Genomic DNA, 26,217 nt, shown 5'->3' on the forward strand with positions numbered 1-26,217 from the left:
CCATCGCGGTTGGGCCGGTGTTGGGAACTGACCCATTGCCAACCTACCGGGCCGTGATGCATGCTTGTGCACCGGAAGTCACCAGGCGATGTTTATTGCCGCGTGATTGCACCGTCATTGCGTTCCGCCAGTTGGCGATGAACGTAATTCTCGGGTATCTGTGGAGCGCTCATGCGTGGATGAGACACGGGAACCCCCAATTCGTCTGTTGTCGCTTTAGTAGCTGTGTTCTCACTACGGCCGGATTCGTAGGGACCAATGGCACTGGAATCGGGACCAACGCCTCTGGGAACTCTGGCCCGCCGCCGATAACGTATTGACTAGCCGAGCGGCCCAGTAGAGGAGGCCACGATGAGCAACCAGGCAGCCCCGGCAATCGTCGTCGGTATCGATGGATCGCGGGCGTCCACCCATGCGGCTGTGTGGGCAGTCGATGAGGCGGTCAGCCGCGATATCCCCGTGCGCTTGGTGTACATCATCGATCCCGCGCAGGCTCCTGCCGGTGATCGAGATGGCCGGCAAAGCGCCGCGCGCGCGGCGCTGTTCGACGTTCAGCGCGCCGTCGAGGCAACCGGACAACCGGTCAAGATCGAAACCGAGATTCTGTGGGGACGGCCGCTTACCAAGCTGCTGGAGGAGTCTCGCACGGCGGTAATGGTCTGTGTCGGGTCGATCGGACTCAACCACGCACGCCGGGGCGAGGGCTCGGTGGCGGGAACTCTGGCCGGTTCGGCGTTGTGCCCGGTGGCCGTCATTCAGTCACCCGCGGGTGCTGCGGGGGCGCCCAAGGTCGGCGAAGTCGTCGCGGAAGTGGACAACGGCTCGGTGCTACGGCATTCATTCGAGGAGGCCAGGCTGCGCAATGTCCCATTACGGGCCATCTCCTCACGTGTTGCCACAGTTCACGGGAGTGAGGACGGAAACCGTTTGGCGACAGCGCAACTGACCCGGCGGCTGACCCGATGGACACGGCTATACCCCGATGTTCGGGTGGAGTCGGCGATCATCGCCGGACATGCCTGCCGCTACATGGCTGCCAATGCCAAGCCGGACGAACTGTACGTCACGGATTCGCACGCAGCCCAGGTGTGCAGCGTGTACGGCGCTGGATGCTCGGTCCTGACGGTCCGTAGCGGCAACCTGTAGGCAGCAGAGCGGGGAGTGGTCCGTTGGTAACGGTCTTCTTGGTCGATGATCATGAGGTGGTGCGGCGCGGCCTGATCGACCTGCTCGACGCCGATCCCCAACTTGACGTCGTCGGTGAGGCGGGTTCGGTGTCGGAGGCGATGGCCAGGATTCCCGCGGCCAATCCCGACGTCGCGGTGCTCGACGTCAGGTTGCCCGACGGAGACGGCATCGAACTGTGCCGTGACCTGTTGTCTCGCATGCCGAATCTGCGCTGTCTGATCCTCACGTCCTACACCTCCGATGAGGCGATGCTGGATGCCATCCTGGCGGGAGCCAGCGGATATGTTGTCAAGGACATCAAGGGGATGGAATTGGCTCGAGCCATCAAAGAGGTCGGTGCGGGGCGCTCGCTGTTGGACAACCGTGCCGCGGCCGCACTGATGTCCCGATTGCGCGGCGTTGTCGAGAGGCCGGACCCGCTGTCCGGCCTTACCGATCAGGAGCGGACGTTGCTGGGGTTGCTCAGCGAGGGGCTCACCAACAAGCAGATCGCCGACCGGATGTTCCTGGCCGAGAAGACGGTGAAGAACTACGTTTCGCGGCTGCTGGCCAAACTGGGGATGGAGCGCCGGACGCAGGCCGCGGTGTTCGCCGCGGAGTTGAAGCGCGCGCGCTCGGCAGGCCATCGATAGGCGGCGCGGCCATGACCGACGAACCACATCCGCAGGATGCAGGTCCATCCCTGGGCGTGCCCTCAGGTGACGGTCTACGTCCGTTGCGCCTCACGCTGTCTCAGCTGCGGCTGCGTGAGCTGCTGGTCGAGGTGCAGGAACGGGTCGAGCAGATCGTCGAGGGCCGCGACCGTCTCGACGGACTGGTGGAGGCCATGCTCGTGGTCACCTCGGGCCTGGAGTTGGACGCCACCTTGCGCACGATCGTGCACTCGGCCACCAATCTTGTCGACGCTCGATATTGCGCCCTGGAGGTGCACGATCGGGATAAGCGCGTGTTGCAGTTCGTCTATGAGGGCATCGACGAGGACACGGTTGCCCGTATCGGCCACCTGCCCGAGGGCCTGGGCGTCATCGGTCTTCTCATCGATGAGCCCAAACCCCTACGGCTGGAAGATATTTCCCAGCACCCGGCCTCGATCGGCTTTCCGTCGCATCACCCGCCGATGCGGACCTTCCTCGGGGTTCCGGTTCGGGTGCGCGACGTGTCGCTGGGCACCCTGTACCTGACCGACAAGACCAACGGGCAACCGTTCAGCGACGACGACGAATTGCTGGTACAGGCACTGGCGGCGGCGGCCGGTATCGCAATCGCCAACGCGCGCCTCTACGAACAGGCCAAAGCGCGACAGGCGTGGATCGGGGCCACCCGTGACATCGCCACCGAACTGTTGTCCGGCACCGAACCGGCGAGTGTGTTTCGGCTCGTCGCCGAGGAGGCGCTCAAGCTCACGTCGGCCGACGCCGCGCTGGTGGCCATTCCCGTCGATGAGGACGTGCCCGCTTCCGAGGTGGCACAGCTACTGGTGATTGAAACGGTTGGCAATGCGGTGGCTGCGGCCGAGGGGTGCACCATCGCGGTAGCAGGTACCGCCCTGGCGGAGGTCTTGCTCGACAGCGCTCCACGGCAAGTCGACAAGATCGCTGTCGAGGATGTGGACGAACTGGGCGACATGGGTCCGGCGCTGGTCCTGCCGCTGCGCGCCACCGATGCCGTGGCAGGTGTCGTGGTGCTGCTGCATCCCAGCAGTCCGGAGTCGGTCACCGAAGAGCAGCTGGAGATGATGGCCGCCTTTGCCGACCAGGCCGCGCTGGCCCTGCAGCTCGCCACCTCGCAGCGGCGAATGCGCGAACTTGACGTGATGACCGAGCGTGATCGCATCGCACGCGACCTCCACGATCACGTGATTCAGCGGTTGTTCGCCATCGGTCTGGCGTTGCAGGGCAGTGTGCCGCGAACGCGTGAACCAAAAGTGCAGCAACGGCTTTCAGAAGTGATCGATGACCTGCAGGGGGTGATCCAGGAAATCAGAACGACCATCTTCGACCTGCATGGGTCATCGCAGGGCGTCACTCGGTTACGGCAGCGAATCGATGCCGCCGTCGCTGCGTTCGGCAGCTCGGGATTGCGCACCACCGTCCAATTCATCGGGCCGCTGTCGGTGGTTGACAACGTGCTCACCGACCACGCCGAGGCGGTGGTCAGGGAAGCGGTCAGCAACGCGGTCCGGCACGCGCAGGCCACCACCTTGACCGTTCGGGTCAAGGTCGACGACGACTTGTGCATCGAGGTCAGTGACAACGGGCGCGGGATGCCCAAGACGTACACCAGTAGCGGGCTGACGAATCTGCGGCGGCGCGCCCAGGAGGCTGGCGGCCAGTTCACCATCGAAAGCCCGGCCGCCGGCGGCGGAACGTTGTTGCGCTGGTCAGCCCCGCTCATCCAATAGTTGTTCGGGCCATTCGACCACCCGGGAAAGGTTGCGACGCGGCGTCGCCGGCAGTGGATCGGCATTGATCGGTGCCCAACCGACTCGCAGCAGCATTTGCGGGTAGGCACTGCCGCCGAACACATCCTTGCGAATCGCTTGGCGGGTCTTGTGGACCTCCAGCGGTTCGGTGATGGGACAGGAGGCCAACCCCATCGCCGTCGCGGTCAACAGGACAGTGCTGGTCGCCTCGCCCGCGCGAAGTCTTGATGCCCGGTCATCTTCCTCGGTGCCCAGCGCCAGGATCACGGCGCTGTCGGCGGCCGGTGAGACCCCCGACGGCTGGGCCAGCCCCGGCCCAGCGAAAAGGCGTCCGGGAATCGGGGCGTCCTGATCCGACGGGGGCGTATTGCGGGCCGGAACTCCGGCTACCGCGCCGTATCGTCCACTCCACGTGGTGAGTTCGCGCATGTACTCGTCATTGGTGGCGTGGTCCCAGACCGCCTGCGCCACAACTTCGCGCATCTTGTCCAGCGCTTCGACCTGGCGCAGCGCTACGTCGCAGCGGGCTACCCGGGCCGCCATCTGGGCGATGTCGCCGGCGGCCACTGGCCAGGAACTGTAGGCCCGCCGGTCCGTTCGCCGCCGCGGGATGGCCGCCGCAAGCGCGATGTCGCCCTGATCCGGTGGCTTCGCCTGCAGCTCGAGGCTCGCCAGATGACGGGAGTTGTCCGGGTCGGGAATGCGGGTCACCGTGGCTTGCCAGCCCATCGACGCCAGGGCGACGACGCAGTGATGCAGTGCGACGCCGCAGCTGATGATCAGGTCGCGGCCGTCCGGGTCGGTGCTGTGCAGCTGCATATCCGGTTCGGAGAAGAGCTCCAAACTTCTCGAGGTGACCTGCCAGCGCCACGGCTGCGTGTTGTGAATGGACGGTGCGCGGGTGGCCAGCGTGAGGACCGTTCGCAGGGTGCCCACGTCTGGGAATTGGGCGTTCATCGCTGCCTTTCCGGTCAGACAAGCCGTCCCATCGCTGTCATAGGTCAAGGATCGGTGTGCGACCTCTGATCGTGGCAGAGGATGAAGCCACCGGCAACGAGGGACCTTTGGCCCTGCTCCGGGCCGTGGCCGCACCGGAATAGTGGTACTGCGGGTTGCAGATAAACCGCGGGAGGTTGGGAAGAGCGCTCATGAACCATCTGACGACGCTCGATAGCGGGTTCCTCAAGGCCGAAGATGTGGACCCGCGGGTGAGTCTGGCGATCGGTGGCCTGGCCGTCATCGAGGGGCCGGTACCCGAGCAGCATGACCTGGTGTCGGTGTTCTCCGAGCGGATCCGCGCCTGTCCGCGGTTTGCCCAACGACTGCGTCGGTACCCGTTCGACCTCGGCGCACCACAGTGGGTGGATGACCCCGACTTCGACATCGCCCGGCACGTGCGGCGCGTGGCGCTGCCCCACCCCGGCGATGATGATGCGCTGTACCGGCTGGTTGCCGACGTGATGGCGCGGCGCCTGGACCGCGATCGGCCGCTGTGGGAACTCTGGGTTATCGAGGGCCTCGCCGGAGAGCGGTGGGCGATGCTGACAAAGGTGCACCACTGCATGGCCGACGGGATCGCGGCAACCCACATACTTACCGGGCTATGCGACCGCGATGGTGGCGGCGCGGCTGACGGTTCGGCCCGCTGCCGCGCCGCGCAGCGGCCGAAAACGGCCGCCGCCCGCCCCCGCAGCGGGCTGAGTGGGCTGTGGAATGCGCCCGCCGCGATCGCTTCAGGGGTGGTCCGCCTGGCCCAAGGGTCGGGCGAACTTGTCACCGGCCTGCTGACCCCGGCGGCGTCGGCGCTGACCGGGCCGCTCAGCGACCTGCGCCGGTTCAGCGGGGCTCGGGTGCCGATGGCCGACCTCGAACTGGTTTGTGAGACATTCGACGTCACCATCAACGACGTTGCGCTGGCTGCCATTACCGAGAGTTACCGCAACGTGCTGCTGGCGCGGGGCCAGCAGCCGCAGCAGGGTTCGTTGCGAACACTGGTGCCGGTTTCGGTGCGGGCCGACAACGCCTTCGACAAGACCGACAATCGGGTCTCGGCGATGTTGCCGAACTTGCCCGTGGACGAGGAGGATCCGGTTCAGCGGTTGCGCAAGGTGCATGCCCGGTTGGGGCAAACCAAGGCCAGCGGCCAGCCCCAAGCCGGAAACCTGTTCCTATCTCTGGCTGATCGCATCCCGTTCGCACTGACCGCCTGGACCGTTGGCGTCTTGATGCGGCTACCGCAACGCGGAGTCGCAACGGTGGCGACGAATGTGCCCGGGCCACGCCAACCACTGCAGATCATGGGTCGGCCAGTGGCCGCGGTATTCCCGGTGCCGCCGCTGGCGATGCACCTGCGCACCGGCGTCGCGATGCTCAGCTACTCCGACGACCTGTACTTCGGCATTCTCACCGACTACAACGCGGTTGCAGATGTGGATCAGCTGGCGCGGGGGATCGAAGCCGCGGTGGCCCGGCTGGTGGCGATCAGCAAGCGGCGCAAGGCCCGTCGCGCTCGCGGACCGTTGTCACTGGTGGTGTGAGGATGGGCGATTCTGCTAGCGACCTGGCAAACCGCACCGATGTCGCGGCACTGTTGCGCCGGTTCTACGGTCGAGCCTTGGACGACGAGGTGTTGGCGGAGCCGTTTACCGAACTGCGGTCGAGCGGACTGGACTCGCACCTTCCGGTCATGTGCGACTTCTGGGAGACGGTGTTGTTCCGTGCCGGTCGTTATCGTGGTAGCGCGCTGACGGCCCACCGGGATCTACACCGCCAGACCCCGCTGCGCGCCCGCCATTTCGTCCGCTGGCTGACCATTTGGAATGACACCGTCGATGCGATGTATCGCGGGCCGGTGGCCGAGCATGCGAAAGTTCAGGCCGCCAGGATCGCCTGGGCGATGCATCGCCGGCTCAACGGAGTGGATGCCCTCGAACTCGACGCACTCGTCGGCCGCTGAGGTCACGCCCCCCCGAGCGTCACGCCAGAGTGACGCTCCATGCCGAACGCCACGCTGGCGTGACGCTCGGCGCAGAAGGGGGTCAGGCGAAGGTGTCGTTGCGGTCTGGCTCCGGGCCGAACTTGAAGTGCCGTCCGGTGATTCCGGTCGGGATCACCCGCACGTAGTGCAACTTCAAGGTCGGGATCCACGGTGACAGTTTGGCGCGCTCTGCTTTTTGCACCTCCGCGTCGGTTCTCAGTACCTGAGCGCGACCCTTGACGATCACACTCCAGCCTTCGGTGTCGCTGTGATCGTCAGCTTCAAAGGCGACCGGGCTACTCGTCACGGCGAGAAACAGTTTGGTGCCCTCGGCGGTGCGGAACAGCACGGTGCGATCCTGCACCACGTAGTTGACCGGGAAGATCTCCGGCTCGCCGGCGATGCTGGTGACCAACCGGCCCAGCGCCGCGCTGCTCAGCAGCTTCCAGCTTTGATCGTCAGACAGAAACGTGACTGGTCGGTCGGGCATCGTTTCAACCTTTCTCGGGCTTCTGGCGAACTTCAAAAATACTGTCTAGTCCTCGCCGCGGCGTCGGAGCGGGAATTTCTTCGATCAGCGGAGTGATCCCAGCGCGGATCAAGACTTGCGGCTGGCCGCGTCGGCCGATCAGGTCGGCGACGATGTCGCGGCTTTCGTTCGACTCGATCAGATGCGTCAAGGTGCACGTTGCCATTCCGGCCATGGTGCATTCGAGCAGAACGCTGGACAACACCTCACCGCACCGCAATACGTCGGCCCGAGTGTCGCCGGGGGTGGATAGAACAAGGATTTTCGACCAGTCCGAGGTGATTTCGGGCCGGCGGTCCTGGTGACTGCGAACCGGAAAATCGCGGCTCAGGTCTACCCGCTGGCGCTCGGTGTCGGAAGCGAGCGCCAGCGGTGGCACGCCATCGGTCAGCACGAACGGTGAAGTCCACCAATCCAGTTCGGCATGATAGGACAAGTCATCGCGCCGTAGCGCCGCGCTGAGGTGCGACGCTTGCACCAGTTGTGGCCGTTGCTCGTCGGTGAGCACGTCGAGCATCGCGATGTCGTTGTCGATGGTGTTCCTCAGCACCCCTTCAAACAGGTCCCAGTAGCGGGGACGGTCAAACGCAAGTCGATCGGTGCGCCGTTGCAGGATCGACTCGGCCCGTTTGAGTTCGGTCTCGGTGACTTCCTCGATGGGGCGGAAGTCGACCGTGGCCAGATGGTTGGGGTCATCGGGGGTGGGGAAGCGGGTGATGCTGGGTTGCCAGCCCGCCGCCGTCATGGCTACGCCCAGATGGTCGAGCACCGCCCCGCAGCTGATGAGGGTTTCCCGGCCGGAATGGTCTGTGGCGGGAACGGTTCGGCCGCGATCGGCGAACAGGTGAACAGCCACGACCTCGGAACCGGAATCGCGGTCGCGGTCGGCCACCCACCGCCACGGTTGGCTGTTGTGTACCGATGGCGCCCGGCAGGCCAGCAGCACTGCGGTTTTGAGCACCTCCATGTCCACACCCTCGAGGCTACGGACGGCCTGGAGCGGCTGGCTAGGGTCATTCGTCATTCAGCGCAAATACCTTGTGTCACTGTGCGTTCAGGGTGGAGTTGCTGCTCGCTCGGGCTCTGATTCTGTCGGTGGCCGCTCGTGTTATTCGAACATGAGTTCGATTAACCGGGAAGAGGTTGTTGCGGCTTTCGACGCGCTCGATGCGGTGATGACGCGGCTGCAGGACTTGTGTTTTGACGGGTTGACGACGCCGGAGCGGTTGGCGTTGTTGCAGCGTTGTGAGGTTGCGCGGCGTCGGTTGCCCAGCATCGAGCATCCGCTGATCAATCAGCTGGGGGAGCAGGCCGGTGAGCAGGAGTTGGGTGGGAAACTGGCGGCGGTGTTGGCCGGTCGGTTACGGGTCAGTCGCGGGGAAGCCAGTCGGCGGCTGGGGGAGGCCGCTGATCTGGGTCCGCGCCGGGCGTTGACGGGCGAACAGCTGGCGCCGTTATTGAGTGCGACCGCCTCCGCGGTGCGTCAGGGGCGTATCGGTGCGGGTCATGTGCGGGTGATCCGGGAGTTCTGTGGCCAGGTGCCCGCCGAGGTGGACCTAGAGACCCGCGAGCGCGCCGAAGCGCATCTGGCGCGGTTGGCGGGGCAGTTCCGCCCCGATCAGTTGGCCAAATTGGCGCAGCGGTTGATGGATTGTGTGAATCCCGATGGTCGCTATAGCGATGAGGATCGGGCGCGGCGACGCGGCTTGACGCTGGGGCGGCAGGGACGCGACGGGATGTCGCGGATCAGCGGCTGGCTGACCCCGGAAGCGCGGGCGGGGTTGGATGCGGTGCTGGCCAAGCTGGCGGCCCCGGGGATGTGCAACCCCGATGACGAGAGTCCGGTGGTGCAAGCCCCGGCCGGTGCGGACGCCGTGAGTCGTGATCGGCGTTCGGTTGGGCAGCGTCACCATGATGGGCGCAACGCTGCGGTGCGGGCGTTGGTGGCCTCAGGAGACTTGGGCCAGCACAACGGGTTACCTGCCTCCATCATTGTGACGACCACCCTTGGTGAGCTGCAAAGGGCCTGCGGTCGGGGGCTGACCGGGGGCGGCACCGTGTTGCCGATATCGGATGTGATCCGGTTGGCCCGTCACGCGCATCACTATCTGGCGGTGTTTGATCGGGGCAAGGCGGTGGGGCTGTATCACGCCAAACGGCTGGCCACTGCGGGGCACGCCTGGTGTTGTATGCCAAAGACCGTGGTTGCACCCGTCCGGGCTGTGATGTGCCGGGCTATCAATGCGAGGTGCATCATGTCGCCGCGTGGGCCACCAGCGGGCGCACCGACATCGATCAACTCACTCTGGCCTGCGGGCGTGACCACAAACTGCTCGAGCAGGGCTGGCGCACTCGCAAGAACGCCCACGGTGATACCGAATGGCTGCCACCGCCGCACCTCGACCATGGACAGCCAAGAACCAACACCTACCACCACCCCGAAAAACTGCTCCGCGACAGCGCAGCCGACGAAGGCGAAGAGGGGGGTTGATCGCGCCGTTGTCTGGCATGCTGAACCCATGGCAGGCAAGGAAATCGATCGGGTCCGCGGGACGAGCGCGCTGGCGGTGATCAAGCAGCACCCCGCAATGGTGCTGTTCGTGTTGTCGCCGGCGCTGGCACTGTTGGCTGTCATCTGGTGGCTGGCTGGTGCCGGTTGGGCAATCGCCGCGGCCCTGGTGGTGCTGGTCGTCGGTGTTGCCGTCGTGGTCCGCAAACGCTGATCGCGCCACGATGCGGTCATGGTGGGGTTGGGGCAACGTCGAGGATGCTCTGACCGAGGCGGAGACGCACGCGTTGTTATCGCGCGTATCGGCGTTGCTTCCCGGCCATGACCTTTCCGATCATCAGCCGCCGGACCCGGCCGCGCTCGCGCTGCCCGCGGCCCGGGTCAGCCCGCCGGAATCGCTGGCGGGGATCTGCTCGTCCGATCCGATAGATCGTGCGGGTCATGCGCGCGGCAAGGCTTTTCGCGACGTCACCCGCAACCTGCTGGGCCACCTCGACCATGTGCCCGACCTGATCGCGCGGCCGCGCAGCGAACAGGACGTTGTCGATGTGCTGGATTGGTGTACCCGAGAACAGATTCCGGCGATCCCATACGGTGGTGGCAGCTCGGTGGTCGGCGGTGTCGAGCCGCGCTTCGATCAGCCGGCGGTCACGGTGGACATCGGTGCACTGGGTGCGGTGCTCGAGATCGACAGGGTGAGTCGGGCGGCACGGATCCAGGCGGGCGCGCTGGGGCCCTCGATCGAAGATCAGCTCCGCCCGCACGGTCTCACGTTGCGCCATTTCCCGCAGTCCTTCGGATTCTCCAGCCTGGGCGGCTGGCTTGCCACTCGCGCGGGCGGGCACTTCGCGACGCTCTACACCCACATCGACGACTTGACCGAATCCATGCGGGTGGTCAGTCCGGCGGGAGTCGGCGAGTCGTGGCGGCTGCCGGGCTCGGGTGCGGGGCCCTCTCCGGACCGGATGTTCCTCGGTTCCGAGGGCACCCTGGGCATCATCACCGAGGCGTGGATGCGGTTGCAGGACCGCCCGCGATGGCAGCTCACCGCATCGGTCGAGTTCGACGATTGGGCGGGGGCGGTCACCGCGACCCGCGCCATCGCGCAAGCGGGCCTCTATCCGACGAACTGCCGGCTGCTGGATCCGGCCGAGGCGTTCCTCAACACCGGTACCGCGGTCAGCGGCGGCCTGCTGGTGCTGGCTTTTGAATCGGCCGATCATCCGATCGACCCGTGGCTGGACCGGGCGGTGGAGATAGCCGCCGGCTACGGCGGCACCGTGACCGCACGGCGTGGACGCGAGACCCGCCAAGCCGCCGCGGCGCAGAGTGGCTCTGACGTCTCTCAGGCATGGCGTTCGGCGTTCCTGCGGATGCCCTACCAGCGCGACGCTCTGGCCCGGCGCAGTGTGATCGCCGAAACCTTCGAAACCGCATGCACCTGGGACGGATTCGACGCCCTGCACGCCGCCGTCACCGACGCGGCCCGCGCGGCGATCGAGCGGGTCTGTGGCGTCGGGTTGGTGACCTGCCGCTTCACCCACGTCTATCCGGATGGTCCGGCCCCCTATTACGGCGTCTACGCGGCGGGGCGCTGGGGATCCCTGGATGCGCAATGGGACGAGATCAAGGCAGCCGTTTCGGAAGCGATCAGCACGACCGGCGGCACCATCACCCACCACCACGCCGTCGGCCGCGATCACCGGCCCTGGTATGACCGGCAGCGCCCCGATCCCTTTATGGCGGCGTTGCGCGCGGCCAAGACCGCACTGGACCCGGCCGGGATTCTCAACCCCGGGGTGCTTCTCGACCGTTGATCAGGCGTGCCCGATGCGCAGCATCTCGGTCACGTTCGGCAGTTTCACGCGCGGACGTCCGAGGGCCTCGCCGGCGGCTCGTTCGAAGTGGTCAATGGATTTCCAGTGCTCGGCGGTGACCAGCTCCGGCTGGCGTGAACTCAGCCAGTCGGCAAGGTCGGCGGTGTGGCTGCTGGGGAACGTGTTGAGCTCGGCGGCCGTCAGGTCGGCCATCAAGGTGTCGACGGTGTCCTGGGAATCTTTCTTGTTGGTCCCGATCACCCCGGTCGGTCCGCGCTTGATCCAGCCCACGACGTACTCGTTGCTGCTGCCTTGCACCCGGCCGGCGGTGTTGGGGATGATCCCGCGTTTCTGGTCAAACGGCAGCCCGGGGGTGGGGACCCCGCGGTAGCCAACCGATCGCACGACCAGCTGAACCGGCAGTTCCTCTCGCTCTCCGGTGTCCTTGGCTGACACCCACCCGTCCTCATCGGTAACGAGTTCGTTGTGGCCGAGCACGATCTGCTCCACCCGGTCGGTGCCTTTGATTTCGACCGGCGAAGTCATGAACTTGAACACGATTCGGCGGTGACCTGGACGTGGTGCGTGCTCGGTGTAGCCGCGCAACACCTTGATGTTCTGCTTGATCCCCTTGCCGGCCGCCTCCGCATCCGCGTCGCTGATGCCCTCCAGCTGGGCCGGGTCAACCACCACGTCGACCCCTTCGAGCTCACCGAGCTCGCGCAACTCCAGAGTCGTGAATGCGGCCTGCAGCGGCCCGCGCCGACCGATGATCACCACTTCCTCGACCCCGCGCGGGCGCAGTGAGTCCAGTGCGTGGTCGGCGATGTCGGTGAGGGCCAACACTTCGGGATCGGTGACCAGGATCCTGGCTACGTCGATCGCGACGTTGCCGTTGCCGATGACGACGGCGCGACGGCCCGACAGATCCGGTGTCGAGTGTTCGAAGTTCGGATGCGCGTTGTACCAGCCGACGAAATCGACGGCGGCCACGCTGCCGGGCAGGTTCTCCCCGGGGATGTTGAGCGGCTTGTCGGATTGGGCCCCGATGGCGTAGATGACGGCGTCATAGCGTTCGGTCAGCTCGGCGGTGGTGACGTGTTCGCCCACCACCACGTTGCCGAAGAATCGGACGCGAGGGTCTTCGGCGGTCTTCTCGAACTGTTTGCTGATCGACTTGATCTTGGGGTGGTCGGGGGCGACGCCGGAACGCACCAGTCCCCACGGGGTCGGCAGCATCTCGAGTATGTCGACGGCCACCTCGATCTCGTCGGAGGAGTCGGCTGCCTTCAGCAGCGACGCTGCGGCGAAGAACCCCGACGGCCCGGAACCGACGACGGCGACGTGGTACGGACGTTGGTTTTGCGGCATGGTTCTGCCCTCTGTTCGTGCCCGGCTGCGCGCAGGGGGTACATGGGCTGACAGCGTCGCAGTCGCGCGGTGCACATGATCGTCTCCTGATGCTAGACGCTGATGCCAGCGACTACCGGTAGCCTTGTCGGCTGTGGAACCCGACCGTCAAGCCGAGATCGCTGCCCTTGACTCCGCCCTGACCACGGTGGAGCGGGTGCTCGACGTCGAAGGTCTGCGCAGTCGCATCGAGAAGCTCGAGCACGAGGCGTCCGACCCGAAGCTCTGGGACGACCAAACCCGAGCCCAGCGTGTGACCAGTGAGTTGTCTCACACCCAGGGGGAGTTGCGGCGGGTCGAGGAGCTGCGAAGGCGTCTCGAGGACCTGCCGGTGCTCTACGAGCTCGCCGCCGAGGAAGAGGGCGCCGCGGCCGGAGAAGCGCTGGCCGAGGCGGACGCCGAGTTCAAGGCGTTGCGTGCCGACATCGAGGCCACCGAGGTGCGCACCCTGCTTTCCGGCGAGTACGACGAGCGTGAGGCGCTGGTCACCATTCGCTCCGGCGCAGGGGGAGTCGACGCCGCGGACTGGGCCGAAATGTTGATGCGGATGTATGTCCGGTGGGCCGAGCAGCACAAGTACCCCGTTGAGGTGTTCGACACCTCCTACGCCGAGGAAGCCGGGATCAAAAGCGCCACGTTCGCCGTGCACGCGCCGTTTGCCTACGGCACGCTGTCGGTCGAGCAGGGCACCCACCGGCTGGTGCGGATCAGCCCGTTCGACAATCAGAGCCGCAGACAGACGTCGTTCGCCGAGGTCGAAGTGCTGCCGGTGGTGGAGACCACCGATCACATCGACATCCCCGAAGGCGATGTGCGGGTCGATGTCTACCGGTCCAGTGGCCCGGGCGGGCAGTCGGTGAACACCACCGACTCGGCGGTTCGACTGACCCACATCCCGACCGGCATCGTGGTCACCTGCCAGAACGAGAAGTCGCAGCTGCAGAACAAGGTGGCGGCGATGCGGGTTTTTCAGGCAAAGTTGTTGGAGCGCAAGCGTATAGAAGAACGCGCTGAGCTCGACGCATTGAAAGGCGACGGCGGTAGCTCGTGGGGCAACCAAATGCGCTCCTACGTGCTGCACCCCTACCAGATGGTCAAGGATCTGCGAACCGAGTACGAGGTTGGTAATCCGGCGACCGTGCTAGACGGAGACATTGACGGATTCCTGGAAGCAGGGATCCGGTGGCGCAACCGGAAAGATGACGACTAACACCACAGCTTTTGCCCTGGCAACATTCTCGCCGGCCCAGTATTGGCACGACTTCTGGCGCGGGCAGATCGGCGAATGGATCATCACCCGCGGTCTGCGCGTCGTCATGGTGCTGATCGCGGCGGTACTGGCCGCGCGCTTCGTGACCTGGGTTGCCAAGCGAGTGACTCAGCGCCTCGACCTGGGGTTCACCGAAAGCGACGCGCTCGTGCGATCGGAGGTCTCCAAGCACCGCCAGGCGGTGGCGTCGGTGATCTCCTGGGTCTCGATCGTCCTGATTTACGTCATCGTCCTGTACGAGATCGTCGACATTCTGCCGTTTCCGGTCGGGTCGTTGGTAGGGCCGGCCGCGGTGCTGGGTGCGGCGCTGGGCTTCGGCGCCCAGCGCCTGGTGCAGGACCTGCTCGCGGGGTTCTTCATCATCGTCGAGAAGCAATACGGGTTCGGCGACCTGGTGGAGCTCAGCATGGTCGGGTCACCGGAGAATGCGGCCGGCACGGTGGAGGAGGTCACGCTGCGTGTGACCAAGCTGCGATCCAGCGACGGTGAGGTGTACACCGTTCCCAACGGCAACATCGTCAAGTCGATCAACCTGTCCAAGGACTGGGCGCGCGCGGTCATCGACATCCCGGTCCCGACCGGCGCCGACCTCAACCGCGTCAACGAGGTCTTGCACCGGGAATGCCAACATGCGCGCGAAGACGCCATCCTCGGCGACCTGTTGCTGGATGAGCCCACGGTAATGGGCGTGGAGAAACTCGAAATGGACACCGTCACGCTGCGGCTGGTGGCGCGCACGCTGCCCGGAAAGCAGTTCGCGGCGGACCGGCAGTTGCGGGTGTTGGTGATCCGCGCGCTCACCGGCGCCGGGATCATCACCCCGGCCGACGCCCAGGCCGCGGTGGGGGTCATGGCTCACCCGGCCACCGTTAGTGGGGCAGCGGACGCACCTGCGGGAGCGGAGCAGCAGCGGTAGCGATGAAAATCACATTTGTTCCTACCCGCTTGCGGCGCAGCGGTCAGTCGAACGGCAACCGCAAGCGCGGTACGCCCCGTCAGTTGTTCGGCGGCCGGATCCGTCTGTCAACGGTGGTACTGATGGTGGCTTTCCTGGCGGTGTGGTGGCTCTATGACACCTACAACCCGCAGCACTCGGCTGGAAAGACCACACCCCCCAGCCAGGTGGTACCGCCGGGCTTGGTGCCCGATCCGAACTACACCTGGGTGCCGCGCACCAGGGTGCAGCCACCGACCACGGCCACCCGGCCCACGCCCACCACCACATCGCCGACGCCGACTCCGACGCCGACCACGTCAACTCCGGTTCCCGGCCCCTCGGCGCCGCCGTGTCTGCTGCCGCCGCCGTTCTGTCCCGCCACTACGACCCCGCCAACACCGGTTCCGTCACCGTCGCAGACCCCTGAGCCGGAGCCGGGGCCGGTATCGTCGGGGCCGACTCCGACACCACCGGCCAGCTAATTTTCGCCTGCAGGCGAAGCGCACCGCTACACTGGCGTGCCGTGATGATCACCCTGGACCATGTCAGCAAGCAGTACAAATCGTCGGCGCGCCCGGCGTTGGATGACATCAATGTCAAGATCGACAAGGGTGAGTTCGTCTTCCTGATCGGTCCGTCGGGTTCGGGCAAGTCGACGTTCATGCGGTTGTTGCTGGCGGCGGAGACGCCGACATCCGGAGATGTGCGGGTGTCGAAGTTCCACGTCAACAAGCTGCGTGGTCGCAATGTGCCCAAACTGCGGCAGGTGATCGGTTGCGTTTTCCAGGACTTCCGGTTGCTGCAACAAAAGACGGTGTACGAAAACGTCGCGTTCGCCCTTGAGGTGATCGGCAAGCGTGCGGACGCGATCAATCGGGTGGTGCCCGATGTGCTCGAGACGGTCGGCTTGTCGGGCAAAGCCAACCGCCTGCCGCACGAGCTGTCCGGCGGCGAGCAACAGCGGGTCGCGATCGCCCGCGCCTTTGTCAACCGGCCGCTGGTGCTGCTGGCCGACGAGCCCACCGGCAACCTGGACCCAGATACCAGTAAGGACATCATGGATTTGTTGGAGCGAATCAACCGCACCGGGACGACGGTGCTGATGGCAACGCACGACCACCACTTCGTTGACTCGATGCGGCAGCGGGTGGTCGAGTTGTCGCTGGGCAGGCTGGTTCGTGATGAACAGCGCGGTGTCTACGGGATGGATCGCTAAGTGCGCTTCGGCTTCCTGCTCAACGAGGTCCTGACCGGACTTCGTCGCAATGTCACCATGACGGTCGCCATGATCTTGACGACCGCGATCTCGATCGGCCTGTTCGGCGGTGGTCTGCTGGTGGTCCGCCTGGCGGAGAACTCGCGTGCCATCTATCTGGACCGCGTCGAAACCCAGGTGTTCCTCACCGACGACGTATCGGCCAACGATCCCAACTGCGATTCCGACCCGTGCAAGGCGTTGCGCGAGAAGATCGAAAAGCGCAAAGACGTCAAAGCGGTGCGATTCCTCAACCGCGCGCAGGCCTACGACGATGCCATCCGCAAGTTTCCGCAGTACAAGGACGTTGCGGGCAAGGATTCATTCCCGGCATCGTTCATCGTGAAGCTGGAGAACCCGGAGCAGCACAAGGACTTCGACTCCGCCATGCAGGGCCAGCCCGGGGTGCTCTCGGTGCTCAACCAGAAGGATCTGATCGACCGGTTGTTCGCGGTGCTGGACGGCTTGAGTAACGCCGCGTTTGCCGTGGCATTGGTCCAGGCCGTCGGTGCGATCTTGCTGATCGCCAACATGGTCCAAGTCGCCGCGTATACGCGGCGCACCGAAATCGGCATCATGCGATTGGTGGGGGCCAGCCGCTGGTATACCCAGCTGCCGTTTCTGATGGAGGCGATGCTGGCCGCGACGCTCGGGGTCGTCATCGCCATCGGCGGCCTGATATTCGTGCGGGCGATGTTCCTGGAAAACGCGTTGAACCAGTTCTACCAGGCCAATTTGATCGCCCGTATCGACTATGCCGACATCTTCTTCATCTCCCCGGCCCTATTGGCGCTGGGCGTTGCGATGGCCGGGGCCACGGCGTACGTGACGTTACGGCTATACGTGCGGCGGTAGCGATGGCAGCGCAGTCGAAGCAGGCGAAACCGTCCGGCAAGCAGGGTGGCAAGAAGATCATCGCCACCAATCGCAAGGCTCGGCACAACTACTCGATCATCGAGGTGTTCGAGGCCGGTGTCGCACTGCAGGGGACCGAGGTGAAGAGCCTGCGGGAGGGGCACGCGTCGCTGGTCGACGCCTTCGCCACCGTCGACGACGGCGAAGTCTGGCTGCGCAACCTGCACATCCCGGAGTACCTGCACGGCACCTGGACCAACCACGAACCGCGGCGCAACCGCAAGCTGCTGTTGCATCGCCGCCAGATCGACACCCTGTTCGGCAAGATTCGCGAAGGCAATTTCGCGCTGGTTCCGCTGTCGATGTATTTCCTCGACGGCAAGGTCAAGGTCGAACTCGCGTTGGCGCGCGGTAAGCACGCCCACGACAAGCGTCAGGACCTGGCCCGGCGTGATGCCCAGCGTGAGGTGATTCGCGAACTGGGTCGCCGGGCCAAGGGCATGGGCTGACTGGCGGTGCGACCGTAAGCGTCGCGTTTGGGCTCACGCCGGGTTTGCGATTGGCCAGCCGGGGTAGGGGTGTTGCGTCGGGAAATCGGAGCGCGGGTGGACTCCATCGGCTAGAAACACGCGCCGCTGGGGTGGGTCGGGTGCTTTGGTGACACACGCGTTGGTGTCGGCTTGCCTGGTTGGCCATTGCGGTGGGGCAAGCCGCAGGGTGTCGGTCGGTCCGTGGATGGCGTAGCCGACGATCCGCCAGCCGTCGAACACATCTGTTGTCGGTGCGGGGGCCGGCCCCCACTGAGGTGGCAACGGCGGGCTTGTGTCGGGTGCGGGGGCGGTCATTGCGACCCATTGCGCGAAAATGCCGCCGTCGGGATTGTGAGTGCCCAGAGGGTTGGTCGGATCGTTGCTGTATCGGCCATCTCCGATGTCGTAGGCGGTCCCGTAGTCCCATCCGCAGACCACGGCGGTGACCTGGCGGCCGGAGGTGTCGATACGCAGGATGTGGGAGCGGCCCGTACCTACGGCTGGATACGGGAGCGGACTGCTGTCGGGGCGTGGCTCAGGCCAGAGGTCTTGGGTGATGGGGGGTGGGTTCAGCGAATAGTCGGGCTCGGCTGGGTCGTTGGGTGCGACCGCGTGTTTAAACCCGGGGTAGACGTAGTCGATGTCGCCCATCTGGCTGGCAAGTGAGCGCGACTCCAGGTACGCGCGGATGACTACCGCAGGTCCGGTCACAAGGTCGATTCCCGGTTCCGCGCTCCACACTTCTCGTTCTTGTGCCAGCAGTCCGGTCCAGGGGACCTTTGATAGCGGCGGCGGCGCGGGTTCCGAGTGACTGCAGCCGATGGCTGCCATCATGACAACGGGTAGCGTGGCCAGTGCTCGGGATACGCGACGTGTTGCGCTCATTTTTTCCATGGTTGTGGGTTGTGCACAACATTGTTGTAGTAGGTCGAAATATCGGAGTCGATCCGTGTCACCGTGTCGTTGCCGAGTGTCTGGCTTAGCGCGCTTGAAAGTACGCTGTCGGAGGCTTGCGGAGTATTCTTCTTGCGCCAATCCTCGTTCATCTCGGCATAGGTGGCAATTCGCATCGGGCCGTCAGGATGCTGCGGATCGACTGGGCGATATAGCTCCGGTTCCAATCCAGACAGCGGTTGGCCGGACGCCAGAAATCCGTCGAGCACCAGCCGCGGTGGGGTGGTGTGGGGCATGTCCGGAATCGACGTCGTGGTGGGCGCGGGACCGACGATGTCGTGCTCTATGGCCGAGCCGATGAGATTTGTTCCGCCGCCTACGATTCCCGCTCCGGGGATCGGCAGAGTGCCGACGCCGAAGGTGCCGCCCGGTGTTGGCCCAAGTAGCTTGCGTATGCATGTGCGGTTTTCCCCGCGAGCTCGGCTTCAGGCCCCCCAGGGTTTTGCGTCCAGCTGAACAATGAGCCGATGCCCTTGCCGCCGTCGTCCCACCGATTGTGGGTCACATCGAACAAGAACTGATCGTGGCCACTGCCGGTAAGCAGGTCGGTCACCCTCACGTGATCGCGCCCGGCCACCCGGAATACATCGTCGAGGGTGCTCCGCTGGGCGCCATGGAGCAAACTATGGTCCACGATTTGCCCGTGTGGCATTTCTTCGTGGAGTTCTCGCGTGCCCCAGTCAAGCATGGCCTTGTCCAGCTCCGTGCCGTGCTGCAGTCTTGGGCTGCCATCACCGGCGACCTTGGCGATCTCCGCGATGTCGTTGGCCGAATTCGGGTGCGAGGGTTCGTTGAATGTGAGTGCGTTCTGCAAACTTTGCGGCAGTTGATTAAACCCGCCCTGCGTCGTTTCCGAACCCTCTTGGGCTCCTACTTTGGTATCGGTCTTGGGGAAATTGAGGTTCGGGTTGCTCATCAACTGCCACGAGTCGCCGATGATGGCTCGCTCGACTCCCAGGCGTTGTTCGGCGGTCTTGAGCGCATCGACAGACATGCCATGCTCTTGAGCTTGTAGCTGGCTCAACACCGATGCCTGCTCCGCGTTTAGTGGCGTCTTTCCGGCCAGCTGATCCGGGGTGATGGAACCCAGCACCCCGCTGACGCGAGCGGCCGCTCCCAGGTCACCGGCAAGCGCGTCATGTACGTCTCGCTCGGCCTGGCGGGGCGTCTCTGCCTCATGGCCGTCGGCCCCCCGAACCCGAGCCGGGTCGTATCCATCGGCGGCGAGGTTGGTCTGTCCTTCCTTTTTGCAGAATGTCTGAGTAGCAGTTTCGGATTGAGTGCAGTCGTCTCAGGGCGTCCTCTGTGTCGCGGATTGCATCGTCTTCACACGCCGTGATGATGGCATCGAGTGCGTTTCTATCCGCCGCGCTGAGGTGGGGGTCCTTTTCCATCTCCATCGCCTGCGCGATCAGGTCATCAAGGTCCTGCAACTGAATTTCGAGGGTGGCGATTCTTCCGGCAGCGCCTTTTTGCGCCTCAGCCAGCGCTGCGGCGACCTCCTCCAGATGGGCTCCGATCTGGGGCAACTGCTCGGATTGAGCGCCCAGCGCCTGGGCTGTGCGCTGCACCTCGGCGGAATCGTTGATGGGGTTCTCGCCGTTCTGGTGATTCCAGGCAGCTTCAAAGCGTCGGCGGGCTTGCTCAAACGTAACGTTCGACTCGGCAGTGCTGCGTCCCGCAGCGTGAAACGCGGTTGCCAAGTCGGAAATCTGAGCTGGGCGACCAGCCTGGAGGCTTTGGTTGATCGCCCAGGGATCACCTCCGGCATAGGCGACTAGCGCCGGGACGCTTATGTACCTAAGCTGCATTGCCCCACCTCGAGCGTGGCTGTCCGCGCGCTGGGATTGGTTCGTGCGCTCGGAATGGAACAAACCCGAATTGATCAGCATCGCCGTCCCTTCTCGGCCCGGGGACACAGGATACTGTCGCGAGCCGGGTGGTCAATTCGCTTGGCGATGGCCGGTCGTGCGGCGCTACGGGCGCATTTCGCTCCGGCCGGGTCGACCTGACACCATCGGCCCAAGAGACAACCCCAATAGACAACACAGAGACCTGGATCTCGTTGTCGGTCGCTATCGAGGTGGGCGAACATGGACAAGGCATGGGCTGACTGGCGCGCACGCGCAAGCTGCGGTACGTACGGGAGATGGCGGTGACTGAAGACCCTGTGATTCGGGAGTTGTCCGCGGCGGTGGAGCGCAGCCCCGAGGTTGTCGAACTTCGGCTGCATCTGGCCGCGCTGTTGGCTGACAGGGGACGCCACGCGGAGGCGCTGGGGCATTGCAGTGCGGTACTTGCCAAGGACACCGCCAATGCGGAGGCGCTGAGCTTGTTGCAGCGTTGCAGCGCGGCGTTGGCAGCGCCTGTCGAGGTGGTGCCGGCGCAACAGCAACAGCACGCTCCCGACACTGCCGGCTTTGACTGGTCCAAGGCGGAAAAACAGGTCGCCGACATCATCGAGCCCGCATTCGTGGAGGCGCCCCCGGACGTCGTCGGCGAGGGCGATTTCGACGTGGTGCAGCGCAGCCAGGTCCGGTTGGCCGATATCGCCGGTATGGCCGATGCCAAACAGCAACTGGAGCTTTCACTGCTTGGGCCGCTACGCAACCCCGAGCTGATGAAGGCGTACAAGGTCTCCGCACGCGGTGGCCTGTTGTTATACGGCCCGCCCGGGTGTGGGAAAAGCTATCTGGCCAAGGCCGTTTCGGGGGAGCTGGGCGCCAGCTTCTACCAGGTGGGAATCGCAGATGTGCTGCATCGCTGGTTCGGGGACAGTGAACGCAGCATCCGCGCGGTCTTCGACAATGCCCGCCGCAACGCTCCGTGTGTGTTGTTCTTCGACGAAGTGGACGCGTTGGGGCATCGGCGTTCCGCGCTCAGCGGCAGTGCGGGTTTGCGCACGGTGGTCAACTCCATTCTCGAAGAACTCGACTCGGCGGCGTCCTCCAACGATGGCGTCTACGTGCTCGGGGCGACCAATGCGCCCTGGGACGTCGACCCGGCGCTGCGTCGGCCCGGCCGTTTCGATCGGATGATTTTTGTCGGCCTGCCCGACGCCGAAGCCAGGGCGGGCATCGTCCGCGTTCATCTGCGGGATCGGCCGGTCGCGGGGATCGATCCCCGGGCGATCGCCAACCGCACTGAAGGGTTTTCCGGCGCAGATCTGGCGCACATCTGTGACAGCGCAACCCAGATAGCGATGGCCGAATCGATGCGTGCCGGACAGGTTCGTCCGGTGATGATGGCAGACATCGACGCGGCCGCCGCACAGATCCGCCCCAGCACTGGGCCCTGGTTCGAGACCGCGCGCAATGTCGTCGAGTTCGCCAACAACGACGGAACCTACGACGACCTGGCAAAGTATCTGCGCCGTAGAAAGATTCGGTGATGCCAGGCCCCGCCGCCGATCAGCGCGACGAAGCCATCCACATCGCCAGCATCCACTGCGACACTGGGAATTACGAACGCGCCCGAGAGGTCTTGCGCAGTTCGTTGGCGCAAAACCCCAATGACCCGAACCTGTTGGCGCATCTGTCTCGGGCTGAATACCTGCTGGGCAACTACGACAATGCCGCGTGGAGCGCATACAGCGCGTTGGCGGCCGCGCCCGAATCGGAATTCGCCATGCGGCTCTACGCGGTATCCCTCGATCAGCTGGGGCGCAGCTGGGACGCCCTGTGCATGGCGTGGCGGGCGGTGCTGGCTCATCCCAATGAGCCCCTGGCGCATCGGACGTACGCGAGCTTATTGCAGAAGGCCTGGCAATTGCCCAACGCGCTCTATGCCATCGACCAAGCGTTACGGCTCGATCCCGGCAACGTCGACGCACACGTTCTGCGCGGCTCGATCTTGCACGACCTGCGCCGAATCGAGGAATCCACCGAGGCGTATCGAGCCGCATTGGCGCTGGACCCAGGCAACGCCGAGGCGCTCAACAATCTGGCTATCAACCGGCTTCGTCGGCGCAAATTTGCGCACGCGCTGCGCGGGTTTCTCGATGCGGCAGGCACCGACCCGGCCATAGGTGCGGTGGCCCGCCGGAACATCGGTGTGGTCCTGGAACGGGTGTTTCGCGGGGTGACGGTGGTTGCCGGGGTGCTCGCGTTCTTCGCCGCCATGGTGCTGAAGCTGAACTCCAAGGCGCAATCGACGGCGGGGCTGCGGGTGGTCACCGGAATTCTCACCGGGGTGCTGATCGTCGGGTTCATCTGGATGCTGCGCTCGGCGCCCCGTCGGGTACTGGCTTCGGCGTTGCGCGAACAGCGCCTGACCTATCTCCGGGTGCTGCACGCGCTACTGGCAGTGCTGGTCGGGGCGATTGCCACCATCTTGGCCTGGCCCGCCGGCATCATCCCGGTGTGCGGCCTGCTGATATTGAGCGGGCTGCTGTTGTTCTGGGTCGGCCTCAGCTACTGAAGCTGACCGGCCTAGTATCCGACCATGGCCTCCCGACCCCTTACTGAACTCGATAAATCCGACGTATTGGCTGGGTTGTTCGCCGTGTGGGACTCCATCGACGCGCTGCTGGACGGGCTGCCCGAGGCCGATTGGCAGGCTAAGAGCCCGCTGCCGGGTTGGGATGTCAAGGCCGTCGTGGCGCACCTGATCGGGACCGAGTCTTTCCTGATGGGCGTCGCCGCGCCCGAGCCCGACGTCGACGTTTCCGCGCTGGGGCACGTGCGCAACCCCATCGGGGTGATGAACGAGTACTGGGTGCGCCACCTGTGCGGGGAGTCCGGTGCCAGCCTGCTGGAACGTTTCCGCAACGTGACCGAGAAACGGCGCAAGGCTCTCACCGACCTTTCCAACGAAGAATGGAATGCCGCGACCACCACGCCGGCCGGACCCGACAGCTACGGGCGGTTCATGCGGATCCGTGCCTTCGACTGCTGGATGCACGAGCAGGACATCCGCCACGCGCTGCAGCAGGAATCGTCCGACGAGCAGCTTGCGGGGCCGGCTTCGCGCCTGTCCCTCGACGAGATCTCGACCTCGATGGGGTTTGTGGTCGGCAAGCTGGCCAAAGCTCCAGAGGGCTCACGCGTCCTATTCGAGCTGACCGGACCGCTGACCCGCGAGATCCGCGTCAACGTCGAGGGTCGTGCGCAGGTCGTCGACGACTTCGGGGGACAAGAACCGACCGCGAAGATCCGGATCGACGGCCTGCAGTTCACTCGGCTCGCCGGTGGTCGCCCGAAGAGTCCGGCGCGCAGCCAGGACATCGAATTCGGCGGCGACAAGGACCTGGCCGCCCACATCGTCGAGCGTCTCAACTTCGTGATCTGATCGGGAACATAATTCGGTTGCCGCTGGTTTTTCAGGGCGTACCATGGGTTGTCCTGCCGAAGATCGGCAGGGATGCGAGGGGCTGAACGGTTTCGACTTCGCGCATCGAATCAAGGGAAGCGTGCCGGTGCAGGCAAGAGACCACCGTAAGCGTCGATGCAACTAGATAAGCGCCGATTCACATCAGCGCGACTACGCTCTCGCTGCCTAAGCGACGGCTAGTCTGTCGGACCGGGAACGCCCTCGCCCCGGACCCCGGCATCAGCTAGAGGGATCAACCGATGAGTTCGGTCGCGGGGCTCATCGGGACATCAACAGCGACTGGGATCGTCATCCTGGCTAGTTCGCGTGACCAGGAGATCCGAGCAGAGACATAGCGGACTGCGCACGGAGAAGCCTTGAGGGAATGCCGTAGGACCCGGGTTCGATTCCCGGCAGCTCCACAACTGAATGGCGGGTCGTACGCCATAACTATCGCGTACGAACCATGCCTGATTCCCAAATCGGTTGCCGGTCACGGCTGTGGCCGGACCCGCAGGGTAGTTGGTGTCGACGCCACCCGCGCATTGTCGTGGCAACTGAACCTGCGCAAGCACCCGGTCACGGCGGCGGGTAGTTGAATACCACCGTCCCAACACCGCTCGGACTGTTCGAGATGTACACCGGGCCCAATGCGAAGGGCAGAAGCCCGGTATTCATTGGAATGTTTCCGGTGACTACCGGGCTGTCGGTGGCGGTCGTCGTGTAGGAGTACAGCAGCGTTTGATTGTCGTTCGTGGAGATGGAGATAACCGTTCCCGGAGGGACGACTCCGGATGTCTGTCCGGTCCCGAGAATGATCCCGGGAATCGTCCCGTGGTTTCCGCCGGAATCAACAATCGAGGTGACCGGATAATAGGTGCCGAGTGGGTCATAACCGCCGAACTGGACATCCAGGGTGGTGATCGGTACTCCGCTCACCGAGGTTATGGGTGTGCCTGTGTTGGGCCCGAAATGCATGTATCCCTGAGGAATGTTAATCAGTTCGCGCTCATTGAGTTGACCCGGCAGCGCCGTGGTCACGACGTTGCCGTGCCCTCCTGCGGCGGCGTTGATATTCGGTCAGATGCCCAGTACGCCGTGCCCCGTCGGGCCGAAGCCGTTCCCCATCGCAATCAGGGTCAGGCCTTGCAGAGATGTCGGGAACGGGAGGATGCCGACCTGAACGCTGGTCGGGGCAGTGACAGCCCCACTGCCGAAGTCCACTGTTGTGTTGAAATCGGCGTCGAGGATGTTGACCCCGTTGCCGTACCGAATCACATCGAATCCGGTGGGCAGGCCAAGGTTTTGTAATCCGATGTCCCAGATGGGGACGACAAGACCAGCAGATCCGGTGTCAAGCAGCACAGGCACACTGGGCCCGCCGTTAATGGAGACATTTACCGCCGGAAAGTTGTTGTCGAGGTATAGCGGGACAGATGCGTTGACCGGTGACCCAGTGCCAGCGGGCCCGTTGTTGCCGTATAGCCAGCCGCCGAGGCCTCCTGGTCCGCCCGCCGCGTTGGGTCCTCCGGCACCCCCGGATCCGCCGTTGCCGATGAGCAGACCGCCAGCGCCGCCATTGGGGTTGGCTGCGGTGCCGTCGGCGCCGTTGCCGATGAGCGGGCGCCCGAGCAGGAATTCAGTGGGTGCATTGATGGCTCCCAGCACGTCGCGTCCGACCGTCTGCAACAGCGACGCGCTCTGTGCCTCAGCGGAGGCATATGCGCCGGACGCCGAGTTCAGCGCTTGCACGAACTGCTGGTTGAAAGCGTCGAAATGCCCACTCAGGGAATGATATTCGCGCGCGTGTCCCGCAAATAGCGCCGCAATTGCCGTTGATACTTCGTTGGCGGCAGCGGTTGCGAGAACGGTGGTTGGGCCGGCAGCGGCCCCATTGGCCGCTGCAAGAGTCGAACCGATGCTTTGTAGATCCTGCGCTGCCGATACCAACCACGGTGGGGCCACGCTCAGTTGCGCCACGCCGACCCCCGTCCTGTCATGGTTGTCCACGTCCCCGGCTGTCTCGTCGAGGTATCCCCAGTGATTCCGAGACAGTCGGCGCTCTTCGTCGTTTCCGAGTGCCCCAATTTCAATGCGGTGTGTCCGGGCAAAGGTGGTGTTGTGCGGCGTAGACGACGGCCGGCATTGGGATCCGGCGCGATTGCACACCGCGCACACACGCAGGTGTTGGCCATGCCGCACCTCCCAGGTGGGGGTGATGCTACGCCGACGGCATCTTCTTTGGCGGACGGTT

At 64.8% G+C, this 26,217-nt stretch carries 23 protein-coding genes, 1 other RNA gene and 3 pseudogenes; 18 read left to right on the forward strand and 9 right to left on the reverse strand.

Annotated features, from left to right (window positions below):
- Positions 1 to 351 precede the first annotated feature (351 nt).
- The 3 genes from MMSP_RS08935 to MMSP_RS08945 are packed head-to-tail and all read left to right on the forward strand — an operon-like array spanning position 352 to position 3,589.
- The gene (locus tag MMSP_RS08935) at positions 352 to 1,146 is read left to right on the forward strand and encodes a universal stress protein (RefSeq protein WP_020786356.1); all 795 of its coding nucleotides are present in this window, start codon (positions 352 to 354) and stop codon (positions 1,144 to 1,146) included.
- Between the two features lie 23 nt (positions 1,147 to 1,169).
- Positions 1,170 to 1,820, forward strand: coding sequence for a response regulator transcription factor (locus tag MMSP_RS08940; protein WP_011740390.1), 651 nt, complete (start codon positions 1,170 to 1,172; stop codon positions 1,818 to 1,820).
- An 11-nt stretch (positions 1,821 to 1,831) separates the two neighbouring features.
- Positions 1,832 to 3,589, forward strand: coding sequence for a GAF domain-containing sensor histidine kinase (locus tag MMSP_RS08945; RefSeq protein ID WP_020786357.1), 1,758 nt, complete (start codon positions 1,832 to 1,834; stop codon positions 3,587 to 3,589).
- On the opposite strand, the gene MMSP_RS08950 is transcribed toward MMSP_RS08945, so the two are convergent.
- Positions 3,569 to 4,567 (reverse strand): nitroreductase family protein, encoded by a 999-nt coding sequence (locus MMSP_RS08950; protein WP_020786358.1) that lies wholly within the window; start codon positions 4,565 to 4,567, stop codon positions 3,569 to 3,571. The genes MMSP_RS08945 and MMSP_RS08950 overlap by 21 nt on opposite strands.
- Positions 4,568 to 4,758: 191 nt before the next feature.
- On the opposite strand from MMSP_RS08950, the gene MMSP_RS08955 reads away from it, so the two are divergent.
- Together MMSP_RS08955 and MMSP_RS08960 are read left to right on the forward strand one after the other, a co-directional pair.
- Positions 4,759 to 6,147: a wax ester/triacylglycerol synthase family O-acyltransferase gene (locus MMSP_RS08955; protein WP_015354971.1), complete on the forward strand. Its 1,389-nt coding sequence runs from the start codon at positions 4,759 to 4,761 to the stop codon at positions 6,145 to 6,147.
- A 2-nt stretch (positions 6,148 to 6,149) separates the two neighbouring features.
- Entirely contained in the window at positions 6,150 to 6,566 is a 417-nt protein-coding gene (locus MMSP_RS08960) for a group III truncated hemoglobin (protein WP_015354972.1), read from the forward strand.
- Between the two features lie 82 nt (positions 6,567 to 6,648).
- On the opposite strand, the gene MMSP_RS08965 is transcribed toward MMSP_RS08960, so the two are convergent.
- Complete coding sequence (locus tag MMSP_RS08965; protein ID WP_011740385.1) at positions 6,649 to 7,077, reverse strand: pyridoxamine 5'-phosphate oxidase family protein; 429 nt, start codon at positions 7,075 to 7,077, stop codon at positions 6,649 to 6,651.
- A gap of 4 nt (positions 7,078 to 7,081) precedes the next feature.
- Positions 7,082 to 8,083 (reverse strand): Oxygen-insensitive NADPH nitroreductase, encoded by a 1,002-nt coding sequence (locus tag MMSP_RS08970; protein ID WP_020786359.1) that lies wholly within the window; start codon positions 8,081 to 8,083, stop codon positions 7,082 to 7,084.
- Between the two features lie 151 nt (positions 8,084 to 8,234).
- On the opposite strand from MMSP_RS08970, the pseudogene MMSP_RS08975 reads away from it, so the two are divergent.
- The 3 genes and pseudogenes from MMSP_RS08975 (at position 8,235) to MMSP_RS08985 (ending at position 11,442) form a co-directional block, all read left to right on the forward strand.
- Positions 8,235 to 9,607 (forward strand): annotated as a pseudogene (locus tag MMSP_RS08975) (HNH endonuclease signature motif containing protein).
- A 28-nt stretch (positions 9,608 to 9,635) separates the two neighbouring features.
- Positions 9,636 to 9,839: a hypothetical protein gene (locus MMSP_RS08980; RefSeq protein ID WP_036426361.1), complete on the forward strand. Its 204-nt coding sequence runs from the start codon at positions 9,636 to 9,638 to the stop codon at positions 9,837 to 9,839.
- Between the two features lie 10 nt (positions 9,840 to 9,849).
- Positions 9,850 to 11,442 carry an FAD-binding oxidoreductase gene (locus tag MMSP_RS08985; protein ID WP_020786361.1) on the forward strand — a complete coding sequence of 531 codons (1,593 nt, stop codon included), beginning with the start codon at positions 9,850 to 9,852 and terminating at the stop codon, positions 11,440 to 11,442.
- Here the strand turns inward: MMSP_RS08985 and MMSP_RS08990 are convergent, their stop codons facing one another.
- A complete protein-coding gene (locus MMSP_RS08990) occupies positions 11,443 to 12,813 on the reverse strand; it encodes an FAD-dependent oxidoreductase (protein ID WP_020786362.1) in 1,371 nt (456 codons plus the stop codon).
- A gap of 133 nt (positions 12,814 to 12,946) precedes the next feature.
- On the opposite strand from MMSP_RS08990, the gene prfB reads away from it, so the two are divergent.
- The 6 genes from prfB to smpB are packed head-to-tail and all read left to right on the forward strand — an operon-like array spanning position 12,947 to position 17,678.
- The gene (prfB, locus tag MMSP_RS08995; RefSeq protein ID WP_020786363.1) at positions 12,947 to 14,062 is read left to right on the forward strand and encodes a peptide chain release factor 2; all 1,116 of its coding nucleotides are present in this window, start codon (positions 12,947 to 12,949) and stop codon (positions 14,060 to 14,062) included.
- Positions 14,052 to 15,038 carry a mechanosensitive ion channel family protein gene (locus MMSP_RS09000; protein ID WP_020786364.1) on the forward strand — a complete coding sequence of 329 codons (987 nt, stop codon included), beginning with the start codon at positions 14,052 to 14,054 and terminating at the stop codon, positions 15,036 to 15,038. The genes prfB and MMSP_RS09000 overlap by 11 nt, the downstream gene beginning before the upstream one ends.
- A gap of 2 nt (positions 15,039 to 15,040) precedes the next feature.
- Positions 15,041 to 15,541: a hypothetical protein gene (locus tag MMSP_RS28275; protein WP_011740378.1), complete on the forward strand. Its 501-nt coding sequence runs from the start codon at positions 15,041 to 15,043 to the stop codon at positions 15,539 to 15,541.
- A 44-nt stretch (positions 15,542 to 15,585) separates the two neighbouring features.
- Complete coding sequence (ftsE, locus tag MMSP_RS09005; protein ID WP_020786365.1) at positions 15,586 to 16,275, forward strand: cell division ATP-binding protein FtsE; 690 nt, start codon at positions 15,586 to 15,588, stop codon at positions 16,273 to 16,275.
- The gene (gene ftsX, locus MMSP_RS09010; RefSeq protein WP_012393370.1) at positions 16,276 to 17,169 is read left to right on the forward strand and encodes a permease-like cell division protein FtsX; all 894 of its coding nucleotides are present in this window, start codon (positions 16,276 to 16,278) and stop codon (positions 17,167 to 17,169) included. It abuts the gene before it with no gap.
- Positions 17,170 to 17,171: 2 nt separating this feature from the next.
- Positions 17,172 to 17,678 carry an SsrA-binding protein SmpB gene (gene smpB / locus MMSP_RS09015; protein ID WP_012393371.1) on the forward strand — a complete coding sequence of 169 codons (507 nt, stop codon included), beginning with the start codon at positions 17,172 to 17,174 and terminating at the stop codon, positions 17,676 to 17,678.
- A 33-nt stretch (positions 17,679 to 17,711) separates the two neighbouring features.
- Here the strand turns inward: smpB and MMSP_RS09020 are convergent, their stop codons facing one another.
- From MMSP_RS09020 to MMSP_RS28290, 4 genes and pseudogenes are all read right to left on the reverse strand, one after another.
- Positions 17,712 to 18,584: a hypothetical protein gene (locus MMSP_RS09020; protein ID WP_036427186.1), complete on the reverse strand. Its 873-nt coding sequence runs from the start codon at positions 18,582 to 18,584 to the stop codon at positions 17,712 to 17,714.
- Positions 18,581 to 18,889 carry a hypothetical protein gene (locus MMSP_RS28280; protein ID WP_020786367.1) on the reverse strand — a complete coding sequence of 103 codons (309 nt, stop codon included), beginning with the start codon at positions 18,887 to 18,889 and terminating at the stop codon, positions 18,581 to 18,583. Before MMSP_RS28280 ends, MMSP_RS09020 begins: the two co-directional genes overlap by 4 nt.
- An 80-nt stretch (positions 18,890 to 18,969) precedes the next feature.
- Complete coding sequence (locus MMSP_RS28285) at positions 18,970 to 19,746, reverse strand: hypothetical protein (RefSeq protein WP_020786368.1); 777 nt, start codon at positions 19,744 to 19,746, stop codon at positions 18,970 to 18,972.
- Positions 19,747 to 19,824: 78 nt separating this feature from the next.
- Positions 19,825 to 20,464, reverse strand: a pseudogene (locus MMSP_RS28290) (hypothetical protein); the annotation flags it as partial.
- A 344-nt stretch (positions 20,465 to 20,808) separates the two neighbouring features.
- On the opposite strand from MMSP_RS28290, the gene MMSP_RS09030 reads away from it, so the two are divergent.
- The 4 genes from MMSP_RS09030 to ssrA all read left to right on the forward strand — a co-directional run bounded on the left by MMSP_RS09030 (position 20,809) and on the right by ssrA (position 24,388).
- Entirely contained in the window at positions 20,809 to 22,044 is a 1,236-nt protein-coding gene (locus tag MMSP_RS09030; protein WP_015354984.1) for a 26S protease regulatory subunit, read from the forward strand.
- Entirely contained in the window at positions 22,044 to 23,072 is a 1,029-nt protein-coding gene (locus MMSP_RS09035) for a tetratricopeptide repeat protein (RefSeq protein ID WP_036426365.1), read from the forward strand. Before MMSP_RS09030 ends, MMSP_RS09035 begins: the two co-directional genes overlap by 1 nt.
- Before the next feature lie 24 nt (positions 23,073 to 23,096).
- Positions 23,097 to 23,942, forward strand: a complete 846-nt coding sequence (locus tag MMSP_RS09040; RefSeq protein WP_036426366.1) for a maleylpyruvate isomerase family mycothiol-dependent enzyme — start codon at positions 23,097 to 23,099, stop codon at positions 23,940 to 23,942.
- 78 nt (positions 23,943 to 24,020) lie between these two features.
- Positions 24,021 to 24,388, forward strand: a transfer-messenger RNA (tmRNA) gene (gene ssrA / locus MMSP_RS25810).
- A gap of 154 nt (positions 24,389 to 24,542) precedes the next feature.
- Here ssrA and MMSP_RS09045 read toward each other — a convergent pair.
- Positions 24,543 to 25,943 (reverse strand): annotated as a pseudogene (locus MMSP_RS09045) (PecA family PE domain-processing aspartic protease).
- Positions 25,944 to 26,217 lie beyond the last annotated feature (274 nt).

Origin of the sequence: Mycobacterium sp. 012931, from assembly GCF_000419295.1 — a bacterium.
Taxonomy (GTDB): Bacteria; Actinomycetota; Actinomycetes; order Mycobacteriales; family Mycobacteriaceae; genus Mycobacterium; species Mycobacterium marinum.